General features: G+C 63.7%; 21 protein-coding genes and 1 pseudogene. 17 read left to right on the top strand and 5 right to left on the bottom strand.

All coding sequences use genetic code 11. The features are described from left to right. From FJ958_RS24715 to FJ958_RS24700, 4 genes and pseudogenes are all read left to right on the top strand, one after another. A pseudogene (locus tag FJ958_RS24715) lies at positions 1-111 on the top strand (IS110 family transposase); the annotation flags it as partial. 97 nt (positions 112-208) lie between these two features. Further along, a complete protein-coding gene (locus tag FJ958_RS24710; RefSeq protein ID WP_140746431.1) occupies positions 209-1,510 on the top strand; it encodes a DUF6638 family protein in 1,302 nt (433 codons plus the stop codon). A gap of 14 nt (positions 1,511-1,524) precedes the next feature. Continuing rightward, the gene (locus tag FJ958_RS24705) at positions 1,525-2,643 is read left to right on the top strand and encodes a DUF2333 family protein (protein WP_140746428.1); all 1,119 of its coding nucleotides are present in this window, start codon (positions 1,525-1,527) and stop codon (positions 2,641-2,643) included. Positions 2,644-2,956: 313 nt separating this feature from the next. Then, positions 2,957-4,636, top strand: coding sequence for a formate--tetrahydrofolate ligase (locus FJ958_RS24700; RefSeq protein WP_140746425.1), 1,680 nt, complete (start codon positions 2,957-2,959; stop codon positions 4,634-4,636). 65 nt (positions 4,637-4,701) lie between these two features. On the opposite strand, the gene FJ958_RS24695 is transcribed toward FJ958_RS24700, so the two are convergent. Continuing rightward, entirely contained in the window at positions 4,702-5,346 is a 645-nt protein-coding gene (locus FJ958_RS24695; protein WP_140746422.1) for a cysteine hydrolase family protein, read from the bottom strand. Positions 5,347-5,473: 127 nt separating this feature from the next. Between FJ958_RS24695 and FJ958_RS24690 the strand changes: the two genes are divergently transcribed. Next, positions 5,474-6,454 (top strand): helix-turn-helix domain-containing protein, encoded by a 981-nt coding sequence (locus FJ958_RS24690; RefSeq protein WP_140746419.1) that lies wholly within the window; start codon positions 5,474-5,476, stop codon positions 6,452-6,454. A 14-nt stretch (positions 6,455-6,468) separates the two neighbouring features. On the opposite strand, the gene FJ958_RS24685 is transcribed toward FJ958_RS24690, so the two are convergent. Next, a complete protein-coding gene (locus FJ958_RS24685) occupies positions 6,469-7,026 on the bottom strand; it encodes a sugar O-acetyltransferase (RefSeq protein WP_140746416.1) in 558 nt (185 codons plus the stop codon). A gap of 128 nt (positions 7,027-7,154) precedes the next feature. Between FJ958_RS24685 and FJ958_RS24680 the strand changes: the two genes are divergently transcribed. From FJ958_RS24680 to FJ958_RS24655, 6 genes are all read left to right on the top strand, one after another. Further along, positions 7,155-7,616, top strand: coding sequence for a DUF4126 domain-containing protein (locus FJ958_RS24680; protein ID WP_140746413.1), 462 nt, complete (start codon positions 7,155-7,157; stop codon positions 7,614-7,616). Beyond that, positions 7,613-8,989 carry an FAD-containing oxidoreductase gene (locus FJ958_RS24675; RefSeq protein WP_140746410.1) on the top strand — a complete coding sequence of 459 codons (1,377 nt, stop codon included), beginning with the start codon at positions 7,613-7,615 and terminating at the stop codon, positions 8,987-8,989. Before FJ958_RS24680 ends, FJ958_RS24675 begins: the two co-directional genes overlap by 4 nt. Positions 8,990-9,169: 180 nt before the next feature. Next, positions 9,170-10,348, top strand: a complete 1,179-nt coding sequence (locus tag FJ958_RS24670; RefSeq protein WP_140746407.1) for an MFS transporter — start codon at positions 9,170-9,172, stop codon at positions 10,346-10,348. 86 nt (positions 10,349-10,434) lie between these two features. Continuing rightward, on the top strand, positions 10,435-11,490 hold the full coding sequence (locus FJ958_RS24665; protein WP_140746404.1) for a succinylglutamate desuccinylase/aspartoacylase family protein: 1,056 nt from the start codon (positions 10,435-10,437) through the stop codon (positions 11,488-11,490). 232 nt (positions 11,491-11,722) lie between these two features. Next, entirely contained in the window at positions 11,723-13,912 is a 2,190-nt protein-coding gene (locus tag FJ958_RS24660) for an anthranilate synthase (RefSeq protein ID WP_140746401.1), read from the top strand. 5 nt (positions 13,913-13,917) lie between these two features. Further along, positions 13,918-14,865 carry a cation diffusion facilitator family transporter gene (locus FJ958_RS24655; RefSeq protein WP_140746398.1) on the top strand — a complete coding sequence of 316 codons (948 nt, stop codon included), beginning with the start codon at positions 13,918-13,920 and terminating at the stop codon, positions 14,863-14,865. A gap of 2 nt (positions 14,866-14,867) precedes the next feature. On the opposite strand, the gene FJ958_RS24650 is transcribed toward FJ958_RS24655, so the two are convergent. The 3 genes from FJ958_RS24650 to FJ958_RS24640 all read right to left on the bottom strand — a co-directional run bounded on the left by FJ958_RS24650 (position 14,868) and on the right by FJ958_RS24640 (position 16,667). Then, positions 14,868-15,254 carry a type II toxin-antitoxin system VapC family toxin gene (locus FJ958_RS24650; protein ID WP_140746395.1) on the bottom strand — a complete coding sequence of 129 codons (387 nt, stop codon included), beginning with the start codon at positions 15,252-15,254 and terminating at the stop codon, positions 14,868-14,870. Then, entirely contained in the window at positions 15,251-15,496 is a 246-nt protein-coding gene (gene vapB, locus FJ958_RS24645) for a type II toxin-antitoxin system VapB family antitoxin (protein ID WP_140746392.1), read from the bottom strand. Before vapB ends, FJ958_RS24650 begins: the two co-directional genes overlap by 4 nt. Positions 15,497-15,563: 67 nt before the next feature. Then, positions 15,564-16,667: a hypothetical protein gene (locus FJ958_RS24640; RefSeq protein WP_140746389.1), complete on the bottom strand. Its 1,104-nt coding sequence runs from the start codon at positions 16,665-16,667 to the stop codon at positions 15,564-15,566. A gap of 100 nt (positions 16,668-16,767) precedes the next feature. Between FJ958_RS24640 and FJ958_RS24635 the strand changes: the two genes are divergently transcribed. The 6 genes from FJ958_RS24635 to FJ958_RS24610 all read left to right on the top strand — a co-directional run bounded on the left by FJ958_RS24635 (position 16,768) and on the right by FJ958_RS24610 (position 20,423). Beyond that, a complete protein-coding gene (locus FJ958_RS24635; RefSeq protein ID WP_140746386.1) occupies positions 16,768-17,205 on the top strand; it encodes a DsrE family protein in 438 nt (145 codons plus the stop codon). A 61-nt stretch (positions 17,206-17,266) separates the two neighbouring features. After that, complete coding sequence (locus FJ958_RS24630) at positions 17,267-18,049, top strand: SDR family oxidoreductase (protein WP_140746383.1); 783 nt, start codon at positions 17,267-17,269, stop codon at positions 18,047-18,049. Positions 18,050-18,113: 64 nt separating this feature from the next. Further along, entirely contained in the window at positions 18,114-18,422 is a 309-nt protein-coding gene (locus tag FJ958_RS24625) for a putative quinol monooxygenase (RefSeq protein ID WP_140746380.1), read from the top strand. Positions 18,423-18,595: 173 nt separating this feature from the next. After that, the gene (locus FJ958_RS24620; protein ID WP_140746377.1) at positions 18,596-18,841 is read left to right on the top strand and encodes a type II toxin-antitoxin system prevent-host-death family antitoxin; all 246 of its coding nucleotides are present in this window, start codon (positions 18,596-18,598) and stop codon (positions 18,839-18,841) included. Beyond that, the gene (locus FJ958_RS24615; protein ID WP_140746374.1) at positions 18,838-19,224 is read left to right on the top strand and encodes a type II toxin-antitoxin system VapC family toxin; all 387 of its coding nucleotides are present in this window, start codon (positions 18,838-18,840) and stop codon (positions 19,222-19,224) included. Before FJ958_RS24620 ends, FJ958_RS24615 begins: the two co-directional genes overlap by 4 nt. Before the next feature lie 95 nt (positions 19,225-19,319). Further along, positions 19,320-20,423 carry an AbrB family transcriptional regulator gene (locus tag FJ958_RS24610; RefSeq protein WP_140746371.1) on the top strand — a complete coding sequence of 368 codons (1,104 nt, stop codon included), beginning with the start codon at positions 19,320-19,322 and terminating at the stop codon, positions 20,421-20,423. Positions 20,424-20,460: the final 37 nt, after the last annotated feature.

Raw genomic sequence — 20,460 nt, 5'->3', positions numbered from 1 at the left:
CTCGTCGCTGCCGGAAAGCCCAAGATCGTCGCCGTTACCGCTACAATGCGAAAACTGCTCACAATCCTCAACGCCATCATCAGGGACCAAAAACCATGGCAACCCGCTTGAAATCCAAGACAGTCGCTCTCCCCGTGAACGACGGGGAGAGGGAGGCGTCAGCGTTGGCGCTTCGCCTTATCAGGCAAAGCCCCTCGGACCCTTCAACATGATCAGCAAAAAACCCGACCTCCTGCGCGACAACGAGCTGATCTATGGCCGGCTGCTCACCGTCGACGAGCCGCATCTCATCCAGCGCTATAACAAGGCGCTTGCCGCCTTCGGGCTCAAGCCCACCAAGCTGGATAGCTTCCAGATCGACCGCACCGGCTTCTCGCCGGAAGTGGCCGAGGAGTGCGGCGACTATGACTATCTCGACCCCAACGAGGTCAATCGCCGCTTCATCATCCTGACTCCCTCGCAGATCGACCTGCCGGTGGTGCACACCGCCTTCTCCAACACCTCGCAGCTGATGTTCGAGTTCATGACCAGGAACCAGCGCGCCATCGACGCGCTGACCATCAAGGACGTCATCTACGGTGAGATCGAGGACTCCGTCCCCAAGGTCAACGACATCGAGGATCTGCTGTCGATCAACCAGGTCGAGTTCAAGGTGCTGTCGGCCGAGAATGTGCTGGGCAAGGCGGCCGAACTCGGCAAGCTCGTCGACCGGCTGAAACAGGAACCCGACGCCTGGCGCGACAATGCGATGCTGACCCGCATGGTGGACCTGGCCAAGGTCTGCGGCGACATCCGCGAGAACGCGCTGGTGCCCGACCAGGTGATCTTCCGCCACAGCGCCTACTGGACCAGCCATTTCGGCGGGCTCTACGTCTTCGTCGATCCCGACATGACGACCGTGATCAGCGACCCGGCCGCCCCCGGCTTTCGCCGCTCGCGGCCATGGCAGGTGAGCTATCTCTCGATCAACGATGCCGACAAGGTGTTCAAGTTCCTGGCCGCCACCGGCCGCATCGAGTTGCCCCGCGCTTCCTGGATCGAGGCGTCCGGCTATCTCGAACACCGCGCCGAGATGGTGGTGCGCGCGCTGATCCGCGACGCCGAGCCGAACCGCAATTTGACCGATGTCGACAAGGTCTGGCTGCAGACCTGGATCCAGAGCCATGCCGACCTGATCACCAGGGACGGCAATTTCCCCTTCCTCAACGCCGCCAAGCGCGAGATCGCCCAGCTTGGCCATCTCAAGATCGAGGACGTCCTGCCGCAGCAGCGTTTTCTGGTGATCCGCGCCAAACCGGACCATCCCGACGCCTGGCTGACCAACAGGCTGATTTCGGATTTCGTGCCGGCGGATTTCGTTTCGCGCTACATCTTCAACAAGGACGGGTTCTACAGGGACTATCACGGCTTCAGCGACGCCTGGCGATCGCATGTTGTCGACGTTCTGAAAACCACATATTTGAAGGACGAAGTGGCGTTCCGCACGCGCCTCTACGGCCTGACTGACTGAGGGGTGACACAGCCATGCTCGATCCGATCGTGAACTTTTTCACCCGGATTTTCCAATGGATCGGCCGCGGCATCGGCCTCGTCATCGGCGTCATCCTGTGGCCGTTCATGTGGGCCGGGCGCTGGTATGCGCAGCGCGGCTGGATCCTGAAGGCCTTGGTCGCCCTCGCGCTGCTGGTGCTTGTCGGCCTCTACGCCAACTTCTTCTACGCCACCCAATGGTGGCGCAATTTCAACCCGAACTATCCCGACACCTACAGCTTCGAGAAACGCAATGTTTCCGCCGGCGAACAGGTTGCCGCCGGCGCCGGCGCCGACACGGCAAAGACCTGCGGCAACTCCGGCATCGCTCAGATTGCCGCCGACCTGATCGACTTCAACGTCAATCAGAACGCCTGGGTCTCGTCGATGGTCCTTTACAAGCTCGGCCTGTTCGGCATCGACTGGGACGACACGCCATGGATGGACAACAAGGCTTCGTTCCAGCGCGGCATCAATCAGGCGGTGCGGCGCACAGCCACCGAGCTTGCCGACAATCTCGGCCGTGTGCGCACCACCTCGCAGATCGACACCAATCTCCAGGATGCCCGCGGCCAGCTGCAGTATGACGAGTCCATCTGGTATATCAGCCGCAACGGCATGACCGCGACCACGCCCAGCATGTATCGGCGCGCGATGGGCAATCTGCGCTCTTTCAACGCCCGCCTCGCCACCTGCCAGGCGACTTTCGATGCCCGCGCGGATAATTTGAAGCAATATATCGATCGCATCGCCAGCGACATCGGCTCGACCTCGGCCATCCTCAAGGAGCGCGCCGAAAACCACAACAATGGCTGGTTCGACTTCCGTGCGGACGACCGCTACTGGTTCGCCTATGGCCAGCTCTATGCCTATTATGGCCTGATGAAGGGCGCCCAGGCCGATTTCGAGGGCGTCATCAAGGAAAAGCACCTGCAGAGCCTGTGGGACACGATGGACGCGCAGTTCGTGTCGGCGCTGCGCATCCAGCCTTTCATCATCGCCAACGGCCGGGAGGATGGCTGGCTGCTGCCGACACATCTGACGACCATGGGCTTCTACGTGCTTCGGGTGCGTTCCAACATGGTCGAAATCGGCAACGTGCTGACGCAGTAACGCTGTTCTGTTACAACCTCCGGTGATGGCGAATTTGCGCCGTCGCTTCTGTCGCATTCCGTGCATTGTGCGGCTGTTTTGAGACGGCGGAGACGCCCCTGCTCTGGCTTCTATACGGCGCGGCAAGTGGAGCCAGAAAGAACCGAGGAGAGGTCGGCCGGCCGCGGATGAATTTTCTTCATAGGAAACATAGTTGCATGAAAGTTGACGCCACGGCTGCGACAGGGTTAGATGCCCGCGCGTCCGGTTCCAGCCTTCTTGCGAGCGACATCAACCCCGTCCCCTCCACCGTCCAATCCAGAGGAAAGCCGTCATGGCCGAAGTGAAGTCCGACATCGAGATCGCGCGTGGCGCCAAGAAAAAGCAGATCCAGGAGATCGGCCAGAAGATCGGCATCCCGACCGAACACCTCCTGCCCTACGGCCACGACAAGGCCAAGATATCGGCCGAGTTCATCAAATCGGTGAAAGGCAACAAGGACGGCAAGCTGATCCTGGTCACCGCCATCAATCCGACCCCGGCCGGCGAAGGCAAAACCACGACCACCGTCGGCCTTGGCGACGGCCTGAACCGCATCGGCAAGAAGGCCATCATCTGCATCCGCGAGGCCTCGCTCGGCCCGAATTTCGGCGTCAAGGGCGGTGCCGCCGGCGGCGGCTACGCACAGGTTGTGCCGATGGAGGACATGAACCTCCACTTCACCGGCGACTTCCACGCCATCACCACCGCCCACAACCTTCTGTCGGCGCTGATCGACAACCACATCTACTGGGGCAACGAGCTCGGCATCGACACGCGCCGCGTCGTATGGCGCCGCGTCATGGACATGAACGACCGGGCGTTGCGCGAGGTCATCTGCTCGCTCGGCGGCGTCGCCAACGGCTTCCCGCGCGAGGCCGGCTTCGATATCACCGTCGCCTCGGAAGTCATGGCCATCCTGTGCCTTGCCACCGACCTGAAGGATCTGGAAAAGCGCCTCGGCGACATCATCGTCGCCTACCGCCGCGACAAATCGCCGGTCTATGCCCGCGACCTCAAGGCCGACGGCGCCATGGCCGTCCTGCTCAAGGACGCCATGCAGCCCAACCTGGTGCAGACGCTGGAAAACAACCCGGCCTTCGTCCATGGCGGCCCGTTCGCCAACATCGCGCATGGCTGCAACTCGGTTGTCGCCACCACGACGGCGCTGAAGCTCGCCGACTATGTCGTCACCGAAGCCGGCTTCGGCGCCGACCTTGGTGCTGAAAAATTCTTCGACATCAAGTGCCGCAAGGCGGGCCTCAAGCCGGCAGCTGCCGTCATCGTCGCCACCGTGCGCGCCATGAAGATGAATGGTGGCGTCAAGAAAGAAGACCTTGGCAAGGAAAACATCGAGGCGGTGAAGAAGGGCTGCGCCAACCTTGGTCGCCACATCGAGAATATCAGGCAGTTCGGCGTGCCGGCGGTGGTTGCCATCAACCACTTCTATTCCGACACCGACGCCGAAATCCAGGCGATGAAGGACTATGTCGCCTCGATGGGCGAAGAGGCGATCCTGTGCAAGCACTGGGCCAACGGCTCGGCCGGCATCGAGGACCTCGCCAACAAGGTGGTGGCGCTGGCCGAGTCCGGCGCCTCGCAGTTCGCGCCGCTCTACCCCGACGCCATGCCGCTGTTCGAGAAAATCAACACCATCGTCCAGCGCATCTATCGCGGCTCCGAAGCGATCGCCGACAAGTCGGTGCGCGATCAGTTGCATGCCTGGGAGCAGGCCGGCTACGGCAACCTCCCGGTCTGCATGGCCAAGACCCAGTACTCCTTCTCGACCGACCCGAACCTGCGCGGCGCGCCGACCGGCCACACCGTGCCGGTGCGCGAGGTCAGGCTTTCGGCGGGTGCCGGCTTCGTCGTCATCATCTGCGGCGAGGTCATGACCATGCCAGGCCTTCCCAAGGCGCCGTCCTCGGAAAAGATCTTCCTCAACGAGGCCGGCCAGATCGAAGGCCTGTTCTAAGCCTCGCGGTATCGATGGACAAAAGGGCGCCGGGTGGCGCCCTTTTTTCATTCGGGACGACCGGTCTACGCGGCGTTGCGCGCCAGCGCCCGCTGGTTCGATGCGTGGATCGTGTCACGCTCCGGCAAAGCGCCCGTTTTCAGGCATTCGATCCATTCGGCGGTCTTCAGCACCGCCGCGAAGCGCGACTGCAGGATGATCGTGATCACGCGGTGGATCTCCTCGGCCGAGGCATAGCCGGCGCTGTTGGCGTAGGGCACCGAACCGGCCGCATCGGACAGGAACTCGACCGCAAAGCCCATATGCACGGCATGGATGATGGTCGACAGGTCGCAATTGTGCGTCATGTAGCCGACGACCGTGATCGTATCGATGGCATTGGCCCGTAGCCATTCCTCGAGGTCGGTTCCGGTGAAGGCCGATGGCAGCATCTTCTCGACATAGTGGTCGCGGCCGCGCCTTGCGATTTCGGGATGCAGTTCGCCGCCATGGCTGCCCTTGGCGAAGATCGGCGACGTCTCGGGCGCCATCTGCTTGACGACGATCACCTTGATACCGGCCGCTGCCGCCGCGTCCATCGCATGCGCCACATTGACGACGCTGTCAGGGAATGGCGGATGCTGGATGGCGAGATTGCCCCCATCATAGTCGTTCTGGACGTCGACGACGACGAGCGCGCGGCGCGGCGTTGTGGTGACTGGGTCGGACATGGTGTTTTCCTTTCCGGCTTGAATGCGATGGGCCGAAAATAGGCAGGTCGCCGAGCTGCCAAAAGTGACCCGATTGACATCATTCGAAAGAATTGGGACAATCCGCCTTCAATTATCGGAAATGCCCATGACCACCCCGATCATTGCCGTGCTTGCTTTCGATGGCATCAGCCCGTTCCATCTCTCCGTGCCCTGCCTGGTGTTCGGCGCCGACCGCACCAGGCTCGGCCTGCCGTGCTTCGACTTCCGTGTCTGCGCAACCGAGCAAGGGTTGATCCAGACCGATGCCGGGCTGAGCATCGTTGTCCCGCATGGGCTGTCCGCGCTCGACGATGCCGATATCGTCATCATCCCAAGCTGGAAGGATCTGGAAGCCGCGCTGGCCAAGCCGCTCCACGAAGCGCTGGGCCGCGCGCACCGGCGTGGGGCGCTGATTGTCGGCCTCTGTCTCGGCACCTTTGCCATCGCCGCCGCCGGCCTGCTTTCGGGACGGAAAGCGACCACGCACTGGGCCTATACGGACCAGTTGCGAGCCCTGCACCCCGACATTTCAGTCGATGCGGATGTGCTCTATGTGGATGAAGGCGACATCGTCACCTCCGCTGGCGTCGCCGCCGGGCTGGACTGCTGTCTGCATATCGTGCGCGCCCGTTACGGCGCCGAGGCGGCGCTGCGGCTCGCCCGGCACGTCGTCCTCTCCCCGCACCGGCAGGGCGGGCAGGCGCAGTTCATCGAACGCCCCGTCGCAAACAGCGCGAACGCCGACCGCTTCACCGGGGCCCTCGACGCGGTGCGCGCCACGCTCGGCGAGGCGCACAGTCTCGACAGCGTCGCCGAAGCCGCCGGCCTGACCCGGCGCACCTTCACCCGCCGCTTCCAGAAATCGATCGGCACCAGCTTCGGCGACTGGCTGACAAGCCAGCGCATCGAACTGGCGCAGCGGTTGCTGGAAGCCACGGAAAAATCGATGGACATGGTGGCCTTCGAGGCCGGCTTCGGCAGCGCCACTTCGCTGCGCCAGCACTTTGCCGCAAGGCTCAGAACGTCGCCGGCGCAATACCGGCGGGAATTCTCAAGGCGGGCTGACGGACAGATAGCGCATGCCTGATTGGTTGAGGAGACTCAGCCACGCCTGACCGATCGCGCCGGGTTGCCAACGACGGTCGCATTGGCCGACACGTCGCGCGTCACCACAGCGCCCGCGCCGACGATGGCGCCTTCGCCGATACTGACGCCGCCGAGGATGACGGCGCCGCCACCGATCCAGGCATCGGCGCCGATCTCGACCGGCCTGGCGATCTCCAGCCCGGCTCGCCGCCCGGTCGCTTGCCTGTGATGCTCGGCGCAATAGATCTGCACATTGGGGCCAAGTAGCGTTCCCTTGCCAATGCGCACGCTTGCCGTGTCGAGGATCGTGCAGCCGGCATTGAGGAAGACGCCGGCGCCGAAGAGGAGATTGAACCCATAGGCGCAGTGGAAAGGCGCCTCGATCCGGACGCCCTCGCCCGCCGCACCGAGCAGCGATTTCAAGGCGGGCCCGAGATTGCCGCGCTGTCGCGGCGGCAGTGTGTTGTGCTCGAACAATGCGTCACGCGCCGTGACGCGCAACGCTTCCAGCTCATCATCCAGGCAGGTGTACCATTGGCCGGCCGCCATCTTTACGCGCTCGCTTCCGGCCATGGCGTGGTCTCCGTCATTGCAAATAAGTAAGCTGACAGAAAAGCGCCGATCTCAACACTGGTCAAATATTGGACCTATGGTAGCCTGCCGCCTCAAGGTCGTCCGGCCTGGGATCGAGGGGGATCAATATGCTCTATCTTCTTGCACTTCTGATCGGCGTCATTGCCGGTCTTCGCGCCATGACCGCGCCGGCCGCCGTCGCCTGGGGTGCGTATCTCGGCTGGCTGCCGGTCGCCGGCACCTGGGCGAGTTTCATGAGCCATTGGGCCGCCGTCGGCATCTTCACCATCCTGGCGATTGTCGAGCTCATCACCGACCAGCTGCCGTCAACGCCGAGCCGCAAGGTGCCGCAGCAATTCGGCGCCCGCATCCTGCTTGGCGCCTTCAGCGGCGCGGTGATCGGCGCGACCGGCGGCGCCACCATCGTCTGCCTGATCGCCGGCGCCATCGGCGCGGTCATCGGTACGCTGGGCGGTGCCGAGGCGCGTGGCCGGCTGGCCGCCGCCTTCGGCAAGGATCCGCCCGCCGCCTTCATCGAGGACGCGGTGGCGATCATCGGCGGCCTGCTGATCGTGGCGGCGGTGGCATGACGGCGAAAACCTTCGACGCCATCGTCATCGGCACCGGACAGGCCGGGCCTTCACTGGCCGGCCGGCTAAACGCGGCGGGCATGAGCGTGGCGCTGATCGAGCGCAAGCTGATCGGCGGCACCTGCGTGAACACCGGCTGCATGCCGACCAAGGCTATGGTGGCCAGCGCCTATGCCGCGCATCTCGCCCGCCGCGCCGCCGATTACGGCGTGACGCTCTCCGGCCCCGTCGGGGTCGATTATGCCAGGATCAAGGCGCGCAAGGATAAGGTGACGGTCGACGCACGCACCAATCTCGAGACATGGATCGCCAGCATGAAGGGCTGTACGCTCTATCGTGGCCATGCGCGTTTCGAAGCCGCCAACATGGTGCGCGTCGGCGACGACCTTTTGATCGCCGAAAAGATCTTCCTCAACACCGGCGGCCGCGCCGCGGTGCCCGACCTGCCCGGTATCCATGACATCGATTATCTGACCAATTCCTCGATGATGGACCTCGATGTGCTGCCGCGCCATCTCATCGTCGTCGGCGGCAGCTACGTCTCGCTCGAATTCGCGCAGATGTTCCGCCGCTTTGGCTCCGAAGTCACCGTCATCGAGAAAGCCCCCCGGTTGACTGGCCGCGAGGACGAGGACGTTTCGGCCGCCATCCTGTCGATTCTTGAAAACGAAGGCATATCGGTCCATCTCGGCGCCGACGACATCGCCTTCGCCAGACAGGGCGGGGATGTCGCCGTGACCTTCTCGGCCGGCAAGCCGCCAGCTGTCGGCTCGCATGTGCTGCTGGCAACCGGGCGGGTGCCCAACACCGACGATCTCGGCTTGGACAAAGCCGGCGTCGCTGTCGACACACGCGGCTTCGTCACCGTCGACGACCAGTTGCGCACCAGCGTGCCGGGCATCTGGGCGATGGGCGACTGCAATGGCAAGGGCGCCTTCACCCACACCTCCTACAACGACTATGAGATCGTCGCCGCCAACCTATTGGACAACGACCCACGTAAGGTCAGCGACCGCATCGAGGCCTATGCGCTATACATCGACCCGCCGCTCGGCCGCTGCGGCATGACCGAAGCGGCCGTGAAGAAATCCGGACGCCGCGCATTGGTCGGCCAGCGGCCGATGACCCGCGTCGGCCGCGCCGTCGAAAAGGGCGAGACGCAAGGGTTCATGAAGATCCTTGTCGATGCCGACACCAGGGAAATCCTCGGCTGCTCGGTGCTTGGCCCCGGCGGCGACGAGGCGGTGCATTGCGTGCTCGACCTGATGTACGCCAGGGCACCCGTCGACACGCTGGCGCGCGCCGTGCACATCCATCCCAATGTCTCGGAGCTGCTGCCCACGATTGCCCAGGAATTGAAGCCGCTGGGCTGAACTTGTTACCCTGTGATGCCGGGAAGCCTGCTTGCCGAATGCCCCCCGGACCAGGCGCTTCGGCGCCTCGTTCTCTTCTGCTCTCCGTTTTCTGCATTGCTGCATTGCGGCAATAACCATTGCGTCCAGTATGGATCCTCGCGCAGTCTGAAAATTGAACCGATTCAGTCTGGACGCCCCATGCCGTTGCCGATCCTTGCGCTTGCCGTTGCGTCCTTCTGCATCGGCACCACCGAATTCGTCATCATGGGCCTGCTGCCGGAGGTCGCCGCCGACCTTGGCGTGACGATCCCGGCCGCCGGACTGCTGGTCACCGGCTATGCGCTGGGCGTCGTCTTCGGCGCGCCCATCGTGGCGATGGCCACCGCGCATCTGCCGCGCAAGCCGGTGCTGGTCGGCCTGGCCGCATTGTTCGTCGTCGGCAATCTGTTCTGCGCCATCGCGCCCAATTACTGGCTGTTGATGGCGGCACGCGTCTTCACCGCCTTTGGCCATGGTGCCTTCTTCGGCATCGGCTCTGTCGTCGCCGCAAGTCTGGTGCCGCGCAACAGGCGCGCCAGCGCCATTGCGCTGATGTTCGCGGGACTGACGCTCGCCAACATCCTCGGCGTGCCGGCCGGCACCGCGTTGGGCGAGGCCTTCGGCTGGCGCGCCACCTTCCTGGCCGTGGTCGGCATCGGCCTGATCTCGGTCGCTGCCATCGCCTGGCTGGTACCGTCAGACGTCACTGAACCGAGCGGCGGCGGCCTGCGCGCCGAAGTCCGTGTGCTCGGCAAGCTGCAGGTGTGGCTGGCGATGCTGATCGCGGCGCTTACCTCAGCCAGTCTTTTCGCCGTTTTCACCTATATCAAACCCTACCTCACCGACGTGTCGGGCCTGTCGACCTCGACAGTGACCTGGGTGCTTTTGCTGTTCGGCGCCGGCATGACCATCGGCAACATCATCGGCGGCAGGCTGGCCGACTGGAAGCTGATGCCGACGGTGATCGGCACGCTGCTGTTGATGGCCCTGCTGTTCGTCTGCTTCATGCAGTTCGGCGCGATCGCCACTGTTGCCATCGGCATCGTCTTCCTGTGGGGTCTGCTGATCTTCGTCGTCGTGCCGCCGCTGCAGATCCGCGTCGTAGAGGCCGCTTCCGAAGGACCGAACCTCGCCGCGACGCTGAACCAGGGCGCCTTCAATGTCGGCAATGCCGGCGGCGCCTGGATCGGCGGCTTGGCTCTTTCCGCCGGCGTGTCCTATGCCAATTTGCCGCTGGTCGGCGCGGTGCTCGCTCTGCTGGCGGTCACCGTGGCGGTGCTTTCGCAGGCACTGGACCGGCGCGCGCCCGTCACCGCCCTTCAGGCTGCCGCCGAGTAGCCACTTGCGCCCATAGCGCGGCGCGCTGGACCAATCGACATCGGCACCTTCAATGGGCATGTCTTCTCGCTCCAGTGGAGGAAGTCATGCAGAAATCGATCGAACGCATCGCCGGCGACAGCGAGGGCGTTTCCTACGAATTCCCGGTGTTCCGCTTCGCCGGGGTTGACAAGGCCGCACCTTCGGCTTATCTGCAGGCGGCACTCCATGCCGGCGAACTGCCGGGCGTCGTCGCCATCGACGCCTTGATGCCGGCGCTGAACAAGGCTGAAGCCGAAGGCCGCATCAGGGGCAACATCACCATCGTGCCCTGGGCCAACCCGATCGGCCGCGCGCAATATCATTTCGGCGAGCACCAGGGTCGCTTTCACCTGGGCACCCGCACCAACTTCAACAGAGGCTTTCCGCTGCTCCCGGCACCGGATGCCGCCCTGTTGCCCAACACCACGCTTGGCGGCGCCGATCAGCGGCTGAAGTCACGTCTGGTGCAGCTGTCGCTCGGCCACGACATCGTGCTTGACCTGCACTGCGACGACGAGGGTCTCGCCTATCTCTACATCCATACCAGCCTGTGGCCGGCGATGGCCGATTGCGCCGCCGCCATGGGCGTCGATGCGGTGGTGCTGTGGAGCGAGGACACTGACGGCACCTTCGAGGGCGCGTCGATCATGCCCTACCAGAACGCGCCCGCCGATGTGGCGAAGTTCGACCGCCGCGTTGCCACCACGGTCGAATATCGCGGCATCCTCGATGTCGATGGCGCGCTGGCCGCAGCCGACGCCGAAGGGCTCTACCGGCTGCTGGTGGCGCTCGGCGTGATCGCCGACAGCGCCCTGCCCGCTCCAGGTTCCTTCAAGGGCGTCGTCGCACCGCTCGAAAACATCGACATGATGCCGGCGCCCCGCGCCGGTGCCGTCCTCTACGACGTCAAGCCCGGCGACCGCGTCGTCAGGGGCGCGCGTCTCGCCACCATCCTCCATGCCCCGGGCGAAGCCGATGGCCGCACGGAGGTGTTCGCGCCGCAGGATGGCGTCATCCTGACCCGCCGCTCACGCCGCATCATCCGCGCCGGCGAGGATCTGTTGAAACTGGTCGGCGACAGGAAGAGCGCCGATGCAAGATCGGGTACGCTCGAGGATTGAGGCCGGGCGCCTTCGCACCGAATCCAGTTGCGTGGCCACTCAATCGCCGCTATGGGAATCCCGATGAACATGCGTTCGACCAAGACCATTTGGTGGTGGGCCTGCTGACAGCGGCCTGTTCGAACGCGTGCGCGTGAAAAGAGAGGGTGGCCGCAACGGAATGTCCGGGCGGCCATTTGTTTTTTAATGCCATTCCCGGGTCCGTTGCCCCAAGTAGCTGATGGAGACGGCAATGACGATGCAGGTTCTGGAAAACGGCGCTGAGCGCTTCATGACCGCGGGGGGCATCACCATCACCCGCGAACGCCACGACCGGCCTTATGAGGGTGCGATCGACACCTATGTCGACGGGCTGAATTCCCGGCGCGGCGCGGTGTTTTCCTCCAACTACGAGTATCCTGGCCGCTACACGCGCTGGGACACCGCCATCATCGATCCGCATTTGGTGATCTCGGCCCGCGGCCGCGCCATGCGCATCGAGGCGTTGAACAGCCGTGGCGAGGCGCTGCTGCCGGTCATCGGCAAGACGCTCGGCGATCTCCCTGAGGTCACCATTGCCGAGTCCTCCAAGAAGCTGATCCGGCTTGATGTCGCCAAGCCAGGCCGCGTCTTCACCGAGGAGGAGCGCAGCCGCGTTCCCTCCGTCTTCACCGTGCTGCGCGCCATCACCGCCTTGTTCAAGACCGCCGAGGACGCCAATCTCGGCCTCTACGGTGCCTTCGGCTACGACCTCGCCTTCCAGTTCGACCCGGTCGACCACACCCTCGTTCGCAAGGAGAGCCAGCGCGACCTGGTGCTGTTCCTGCCCGACGAGATCCTGGTCGTCGACCATTATTCGGCCAAGGCCTGGACCGACCGCTACGATTATTCGGGCGAAGGCTTTTCGACCGAAGGCCTGCCGCGCGATGTGGTGGCCGAGCCGTTCAAGACCGCCGACCGCATCCCGCCGCGCGGCGACCACGAGCCCGGCGAATACGCCAATCTGGTGCGCCGCGCGATGGAGAGCTTCAAGCGCGGCGACCTGTTCGAGGTCGTGCCCGGCCAGATGTTCTACGAGCGTTGCGAGACGCAGCCGTCCGAGATTTCGCGCAAGCTGAAGTCGATCAACCCCTCACCCTATTCCTTCTTCATCAACCTGGGCGAAGGCGAATATCTGATCGGCGCCTCGCCGGAGATGTTCGTGCGCGTCAACGGCCGCCGCGTCGAGACCTGCCCGATCTCCGGCACCATCAAGCGCGGCGACGACGCCATCTCGGACTCCGAGCAGATCATCAAACTGCTCAATTCCAAGAAGGACGAATCCGAGCTGACCATGTGCTCGGATGTCGACCGTAACGACAAGTCGCGCGTCTGCGACCCAGGCTCGGTGCGCGTCATCGGCCGCCGCCAGATCGAGATGTATTCGCGCCTGATCCACACCGTGGATCACATCGAAGGGCGCCTGCGCGAAGGCATGGACGCCTTTGACGCGTTTCTCTCGCACGCCTGGGCGGTCACCGTCACCGGCGCGCCGAAACTGTGGGCCATGCGCTTCATCGAGCAGAACGAGAAGAGCCCGCGCGCCTGGTATGGCGGGGCGATCGGCATGGTCAACTTCAACGGCGACATGAACACCGGGCTCACGCTGCGCACCATCCGTATCAAGGACGGCATCGCCGAGGTGCGCGCCGGCGCCACATTGCTTTTCGACAGCATTCCCGAGGAAGAAGAAGCCGAAACCGAACTGAAGGCATCCGCCATGCTCTCCGCCATCCGCGACGCCAAATCAGGCAATTCGACCAGCACCGAGCGTACCACCGCGCGCGTCGGCGACGGCGTCAACATCCTGCTCGTCGACCACGAGGATAGCTTCGTCCACACGCTGGCCAACTACTTCCGCCAGACCGGCGCCAATGTCTCGACCGTGCGCTCGCCAGTGCCGGAGGAAGTCTTCGAGCGGCTGAAGCCCGACCTTGTCGTGCTGTCGCCCGGTCCCGGCACGCCGAAGGACTTCGATTGCGCCGCGACCATCAAGAAGGCGCGCGCCCGCGACCTGCCGATCTTCGGCGTCTGCCTTGGCCTGCAGGCGCTGGCCGAAGCCTATGGCGGCGAACTGCGGCAGCTGCATATTCCCATGCACGGCAAGCCGTCGCGCATCCGCGTCTCCAAGCCGGGCATCATCTTCTCCGGCCTGCCGAAGGAAGTCACCGTCGGCCGCTATCATTCGATATTTGCCGATCCGGTGCGCCTGCCCGATGACTTCATCGTCACGGCCGAAACGGAGGACGGCGTCATCATGGCCTTCGAGCACCGCAAGGAGCCGATCGCCGCTGTGCAGTTCCATCCGGAATCGATCATGACGCTCGGCCACAATGCCGGCATGCGCATCATCGAGAACATCGTCGCCCACCTGCCGCGCAAGGCCAAGGAAAAGGCAGCCTGACGCTGATGGCCGAAGCCGAGAACTCGATGGCGATCGCGGCCAAGGCGGCCGCGAAGCAAAAGGTCGCCGGGCTCGCCTTCTGGTCGATCGTGGTCGCCTTTGTCGTGCTCGCGCTGAAGGCAGCCGCCTGGTACATCACCGGCTCCGTCGCGCTCTATTCCGACGCGCTGGAATCGATCGTCAACGTCATTGCCTCGGTCGCCGCCTTATGGGCGATCCAGGTCAGCTACAAGCCGGCCGACCAGGACCATCCGTTCGGCCATCACAAGGCCGAATATTTCTCGGCCGTGCTGGAAGGCGTGCTGATCGTACTCGCCGCGCTTCTGATCCTCAACGAAGTCTGGCGTTCCTGGCAGGCACCCGTGCCGCTCGAACAGCCCTGGGAAGGTCTTGCCGTCAACGGCATCGCCACTGTCATCAATGCCTTCTGGGCCTGGACGCTGATCCGTGCCGGCAGGACCGAGAAGTCGCCGGCGCTGGTTGCCGACGGCAATCACATCATGACCGACGTGGTGACCTCGATCGGCGTCTTCGGCGGCTTGGTCGGGGCGATCCTGACCGGTTGGCGGATCCTCGATCCGGCGCTGGCCGTCATCGTGGCGCTCAACATCCTGTGGCAGGGCTGGCATGTCATCGGCTCGTCGATGAACGGATTGATGGACCGCGCCGTCGACACGACCGAAAACATGCGCATCCGCGACATCATCTCGTCCAATTGCAAGGGCGCGCTGGAGGTGCATGACCTCAAGACCCGCATCGCCGGCCGCGCCACCTTCATCGAGTTCCATCTGGTCGTCGACGCCGACATGTCGGTCGGGGCCAGCCATGTCATCTGCGACCGCATCGAGGACGCGCTGAAGGCAGAGATCCCCTCGGTGCGGGTGACGATCCATGTCGAACCGGACGACGAAGCCAAGCTGCCGAAGGGCACGACGGCGGTGCCGTTCGCCTGACGTCACCACGTTTCGAGTGAGAGATCCTTGATCCGCTCGAATTCCCGGATATTGCGGGTTATCAGGGTTAGCCCTCTGGCGCGCGCCTGGCCCGCGATCAAAACATCATAGGGTCCAATAGGGGTTCCGAAAGCCGCTAGCATCGCACGAATTTCACCGGCATGTCTTGCGTCTTCATGGTCAAACTCAAGTACCGGAAACCGAAGCGCTTCAATTCGCTCCAGATTGCCGGCTTGTTGCTGACTCTTGTAAGCGCCGTAGTACAGTTCATAGGCGACAATTGTTGAAAGCGCGTAGTCCTGTGGCCCGTGCCGCTTGAGCCGCTTCAGCAAATCCGCGTCTCGTTTTACAACCGCAATAATAGCGTTGGCGTCGAGCAAATAGATCACTTGAATACATCGTCGAGAGCCGGCCGCACCTGTTCAGCTGGTTGCTCCGAAGCGGCCTCGACAAAATCGTCGTCCACCGGCCCGGTGAGTTGGTCGAGCCATGCCCAGTCTTGCGCCAGCGGTTCGAGAATAACGGTTTTCCCGTGGCGCCGAATCGAAACCTCGTCTGTTTCGAAACGGAATTCCTTCGGCAAGCGTATCGCTTGCGAACGACCCGACCAGAATACCTTTGCCTTTTCCATCACTCTATCCTCAGATGAGATATAGCAAAGATATATGCCATCTGGGCACCGCGGACAAGGTAGGCGGTTACGGCACGCAGGCCGATTGCGGCATCGGCTCCAGCCGGTAGACCTTGTCGTCCGATTTCGTCTTGCCGTCGGCGGCCTTCGAGCAAAGATCGACGACCGCAAGGCTGCTGTTGGGATTGGCCAGCATCATCGTGCCGTTGGCGCCGCGTTTGAGGAAGATTTCCTTTTGCGCGATGTCGCAGGAGAAATCGCTCATCTTCGAGCTCGCTGCACAGCGCCATTGATCGGCCTCGCCCTGGCAGGAATAGGTCTGCGTGACCTTTCCCGACTTCTGCCTAGCGGTGACCGAAACCGCGATGTCGGCGCCGTCAGGCCAGTTGGTGGCGTCGCCGCCAGAAGCGAAGGATGCCAGTTCCACCGGCCCGCGGAAAACCCGGATCGACTGCGCCAGTTGATTGGGGTGCGAGGCCAGATGCGCTGCATCATAGTCGCGGCCGTAGCAAAAGGTCTGGTCGGGCTTCAGCCGCTCGCGCAACGGGGGGCCGAGCGCCGGATCGATCGGATCTATGCGCGCGAACTCGGCCTTGCAGGTCGCGGCCGGCATCGGGTCGAGGCGGAAATTGTCGTCCTCCGAGCCGAGCGCCCGCCTTGTGTATTCCGCCGTGCCGAGTTCCTCCTCCGAATCGGCATCGAGATAGATGTCGGGCTGCAGGTCCGAGAGCATCAGCCGGCCTTTGTCGTCGACCTTCAGCGACGCCAGCGTGCGGTCGCAGTCCATGCCGCAATGGATGGGGCCCGATTTGCCGTCCTCGGACTGGTGGTTGCACCAGCCGCCCGCCCATTGAGGCGCCTTGGCGCCGCGCACGGTGGTGGTGGTGACGAAGCCATTGTAGGAGGTGTCGGAGGGCGCCGGTTCCTCGTTCGGACGGCTGACCGGATCGTGCCCGTAGTAGAAGAAGATCCGCGCCACCTTCTGCTTCGGGTGCGCCCTCAGGTGTGCCGCGTCATAGACACGGCCGAAGCAGGCATCCGCCCCGTTCGGGCTGAGTTCGGTGAGCTTGAGGGCATCATCGGCGCAAGCCGGACCGGAAAGCGCGCCGAGCAGCGCTGCGCCCAATCCGGCGGTGAAGACGGCCCTCCAATCCAGCCCCTTGAACGCCATGTGATCCCCCTCGCCTCGACAAGACGCTGCGTCATTTTATGCTAGTATCGCCGCGGGAGCCACGGATTTTGCGGTGGGCCGCCAAGCGGAGGAGGATGCCATGCGCCGGCGCGACATGTTCCGTGCGGTTCTTGCCGGAACCGGAACGTTCCTTGGCCTGCGCGTGATGCGGGCGGCGGCGACCGGGCCCACAAGGCTCAAGGTCGCCTATCACCTGAGCGACCTCGACAAGGTCAATTTCGTGCTCGGCAACATCAAGAACCACTATGAGGGCACGGGCGGCAAGGTCGACATCGTGCTGGTCGTGCATGGCCCAGCTCTTGGAGCCTTCAAGTCGAAAGGCATATCGGCCGCGGTCTCCGGCCGCTTCGCCGGCCTCGTGCAGCAGGGGCTGGAGCCGCAGGCCTGCGCCAACACCATGCATGGCATGGATATTTCTCTGGCCGACCTCCTCGAAGGCTTCCATGCCGCCGACAAGGGTGGCGTCGTCAAGCTCGCGGAATTGCAAAGCCAGGGCTATGCCTATCTCAGGCCATAGTGCACAGTCTTGACCACGGGCCGGGAACGACTGGTCCCGTTGAACCTCCGGAGGACCGGCATTGCCCGCCACGACCGCGCTCACCATCCCCGATCTCGCCGGCAAGGCGGTGCTGGTCACCGGCGCCTCGACCGGCATAGGCGCGGCTTTGGTGCTGGCCTACGCCGCTCAGAAGTGCCGGATAGGGCTGCATTACAATTCGAGCCATGAGGCGGCCGAAAAGCTCGCCAAGACGATCACCGGGAATGGCGGCGAGGTCTTCCTCGTCCAGGGAGATTTCTCCGTTGCCGCCGATGTCGAGCGCGTCGTCGAGGACAGCGCGCGGCACTTCGGGCGCCTTGACGGGCTGGTCAACAATGCCGGTGGCATGCTCGGCCGCGTGCCTTACGCCGAGCAGACCGAGGCGCATTACGACGCGGTGATGGACCTCAACGCGCGTTCGGTGCTGACCGCCTCGCGCAAGGCGATGCCGTGGCTGAAGAAGCAGGGCGGCTTCATCGTCAACACTTCGTCGATCGCCGCGCGCAATGGCGCCGGCGGCGGCGCCGGCCTCTACGGCTCGGCCAAGGCCTTCGTCTCCAACCTGACGCGCGGCATGGCCAAGGAGCTGATCGGCTTCGGCATCCGCGTCAACGCCGTGGCGCCGGGCACCATCCTCACACCCTTCCACGAGCGCTATTCGACCGACGAACAGATGAAGGGCATGGTCGCCACCATTCCGCAAGGGCGCGCCGGCACCGCCGAAGACTGCGTCGGCGCCTATCTGTTCCTCTCGTCCGATCTCCTGAGCGGCTACATCACCGGCCAGGTGATCGAGGTGAATGGCGGCCAGTTGATGCCGTGACCGGCGAACTGCATACTGGCGATCCGCCTACTCTTGTCGGAGACTTCAAAGGGAGACGAAGGGAATGTACGGACTGATCGGCAAGATGCGGGCGGCACGCGGCCAGCGCGACGAGGTCATGGATTTGCTTCGTGCAAGCACGGTCGCCCTGCCCGGCTGCCTGAGTTATATCATCGCCACCGACCCGGCCGACGCCGATGCGATCTGGGTCACCGAAGTGTGGGCGGATCAGGCAAGCCACAAGGCCTCGCTGCAGCTTCCGGAAGTCCAGGCGACCATCGCCAAGGCCCGGCCCTTCATCGCCGGGTTCGAATTTCAGGTGGAGACCCATCCTGTCGGCGGCTTTGGGTTGGCCGACGGTAAGACGGGCTGATCCTGTCGGAAGCTTCAAGGCGAAGCGCACAGGGCGCAGCTCCGCGCATTTGCTCTTGGTCCATTGATCTTCAGGGCTCCGGCATTGCTGCTGTCGGCTCGTCCCGATTATGTACTTGCAACATTGGTGGAAAAGACTAAGTTCTGTGGACTAAGTCCGCTGGGACAATCCCGATGCAAACTGTGAACATTCATAACGCAAAGACCAACTTGTCGCGTCTCGTTGACCGGGCCGCCAAAGGTGAGCCGTTTATTATCGCCAAGGCAGGCAAGCCGTTGGTCAAAGTCGTGCCCATCGATCAGCCGGCTTCGGCGCAGATACGGCGGGTCGGCTTCATGGCCGGACGGTTTTCTGTCCCCGACGATTTCGACCGCATGGGCAGTGAGGAGATCGAGCAACTGTTCGGCATCAAGACGTGAAGCTGCTGCTCGACACCCATTTGCTGTTGTGGGCGGCCAGCGAACCGGACCGGCTGCCCCTTGCTGCCCTCGCCGAGATTGAAGACCCGTCGAACGAATTGCTGTTCAGCGCTGCCAGCCTGTGGGAAGTGGCGATCAAACGAGGGCTTGGGCGAGACGACTTCACTGTGGACCCGCGCTTACTGAGGCGAGGCCTTTTCGACAACGGCTATCGTGAGTTGCCCGTCACCAGCGAGCACGCCGTTGCCGTCGATGGACTTCCGCCGATCCACAGAGACCCCTTCGATCGAATCCTTGTAGCTCAGGCTAATATAGAAGGCATTACCTTGTTGACTACGGACAATATTGTAGCCCGCTACTCAGGCCCTATTCGAAAGCTCTGACCCGGAGCCCCTAGACAGCAAGGCTGAAGCGCGGAAACATACTCTTTTAGGTATACGGGGTTCGCATTTTTCGTGCCTCGGTCTAAGACCAGAAGATGGATTCCTCGCCCGAGCAGCCAATCCCGGATCCGCCCGTCACCGAGCGCATCGCGCGTTTGCGCAAGCCTTGGCAATGGCTGATCCTCCTCGTCATCTCGACCTTGTTCGCCGGAGCCTTCGAACTCGCCGTTATGCCGGCGGCGCTGCTGATCGGGCCGATGCTGGCGGCCATCATCGCAGGGACCAATGGCGCCACCGTGCGCGTGCCGCGCCTTTTGTTCGGTTCCGCCCAGGCAGTTGTCGGCTGCCTCGTCGCCGCCTCGATCTCGGCCGACATCTTTCCCGTCTTCTACGCCGAGTGGCCGCTGTTTCTTGGCGTGGTGATCGCCACGGTCGCGGCCTCCAGCCTGCTTGGCTGGCTGATCAGCCGTTGGCGCATCCTGCCCGGCACCACCGCCGTCTGGGGTTCCTCGCCTGGTGCCGCCACCGCCATGGTGCTGATGGCAGGCGCCTTTGGTGCCGATCAGCGGCTTGTCGCCTTCATGCAGTATCTGCGCGTCATCTTCGTGTCGATGACGGCGGCTCTCGTCGCCAAGATGTGGGTCGACACGTCGGGCGTCGAAATCCCGCCCGTCATCTGGTTTCCGGCGATCGATGGGAAGGCCTTCGCCGCCACCATCGGCATCGCGCTGGTCGGCGGGCTGGCGGGAAAGCTCTGCCGGCTGCCCTCGCCCTTTTTCCTCGGCACCTTCATCTTCGGCGCCGTCATCCATCTCGGCCTCGGCGTCGGGATGCAGTTGCCGCCCTGGCTGCTGGCAATCAGCTACGCCATGGTCGGCTGGTCGATCGGGCTGAATTTCACCAGGCCGATCCTGCGCCACGCGACACGCGCGCTGCCACAGATCATCGCCTCGATCGTGGCGCTGATCGCCTTTTGCGGCGGGCTCGCCTTCGTCATCAGCCGCGTGCTTGGCATCGACCCGCTGACGGCCTATCTCGCGACGAGCCCAGGCGGCATGGACAGCGTGGCGATCATCGCCGCCGCCGCGCAGCATGTCGACATCTCCTTCGTCATGGCGCTGCAGTCGGCGCGCTTCCTGATCGTCCTGCTTGTCGGCCCGAGCGTCGCGCGGCTGGTGGCCAGAACCATCCGGGAATAGGTACCTTCTCCATCGCTCTCCTGACCGAGCCGGCTTG

Origin of the sequence: Mesorhizobium sp. B2-3-5 (genome assembly GCF_006442395.1) — a bacterium.
Lineage (GTDB): Bacteria > Pseudomonadota > Alphaproteobacteria > Rhizobiales > Rhizobiaceae > Mesorhizobium.
Note: the sequence above shows the minus strand (reverse complement) of the source record. Positions and strands in the feature narration are given on the sequence as shown.

Coding starts and splice junctions, on each gene's coding strand:
- FJ958_RS24710 (WP_140746431.1), top strand. CDS start 209: ATGATCAGCAAAAAACCCGACCTCCTGCGCGACAACGAGCTGATCTAT.
- FJ958_RS24705 (WP_140746428.1), top strand. CDS start 1,525: ATGCTCGATCCGATCGTGAACTTTTTCACCCGGATTTTCCAATGGATC.
- FJ958_RS24700 (WP_140746425.1), top strand. CDS start 2,957: ATGGCCGAAGTGAAGTCCGACATCGAGATCGCGCGTGGCGCCAAGAAA.
- FJ958_RS24695 (WP_140746422.1), bottom strand. CDS start 5,346: ATGTCCGACCCAGTCACCACAACGCCGCGCCGCGCGCTCGTCGTCGTC.
- FJ958_RS24690 (WP_140746419.1), top strand. CDS start 5,474: ATGACCACCCCGATCATTGCCGTGCTTGCTTTCGATGGCATCAGCCCG.
- FJ958_RS24685 (WP_140746416.1), bottom strand. CDS start 7,026: ATGGCCGGAAGCGAGCGCGTAAAGATGGCGGCCGGCCAATGGTACACC.
- FJ958_RS24680 (WP_140746413.1), top strand. CDS start 7,155: ATGCTCTATCTTCTTGCACTTCTGATCGGCGTCATTGCCGGTCTTCGC.
- FJ958_RS24675 (WP_140746410.1), top strand. CDS start 7,613: ATGACGGCGAAAACCTTCGACGCCATCGTCATCGGCACCGGACAGGCC.
- FJ958_RS24670 (WP_140746407.1), top strand. CDS start 9,170: ATGCCGTTGCCGATCCTTGCGCTTGCCGTTGCGTCCTTCTGCATCGGC.
- FJ958_RS24665 (WP_140746404.1), top strand. CDS start 10,435: ATGCAGAAATCGATCGAACGCATCGCCGGCGACAGCGAGGGCGTTTCC.
- FJ958_RS24660 (WP_140746401.1), top strand. CDS start 11,723: ATGACGATGCAGGTTCTGGAAAACGGCGCTGAGCGCTTCATGACCGCG.
- FJ958_RS24655 (WP_140746398.1), top strand. CDS start 13,918: ATGGCCGAAGCCGAGAACTCGATGGCGATCGCGGCCAAGGCGGCCGCG.
- vapB (WP_140746392.1), bottom strand. CDS start 15,496: ATGGAAAAGGCAAAGGTATTCTGGTCGGGTCGTTCGCAAGCGATACGC.
- FJ958_RS24640 (WP_140746389.1), bottom strand. CDS start 16,667: ATGGCGTTCAAGGGGCTGGATTGGAGGGCCGTCTTCACCGCCGGATTG.
- FJ958_RS24635 (WP_140746386.1), top strand. CDS start 16,768: ATGCGCCGGCGCGACATGTTCCGTGCGGTTCTTGCCGGAACCGGAACG.
- FJ958_RS24625 (WP_140746380.1), top strand. CDS start 18,114: ATGTACGGACTGATCGGCAAGATGCGGGCGGCACGCGGCCAGCGCGAC.
- FJ958_RS24620 (WP_140746377.1), top strand. CDS start 18,596: ATGCAAACTGTGAACATTCATAACGCAAAGACCAACTTGTCGCGTCTC.
- FJ958_RS24610 (WP_140746371.1), top strand. CDS start 19,320: ATGGATTCCTCGCCCGAGCAGCCAATCCCGGATCCGCCCGTCACCGAG.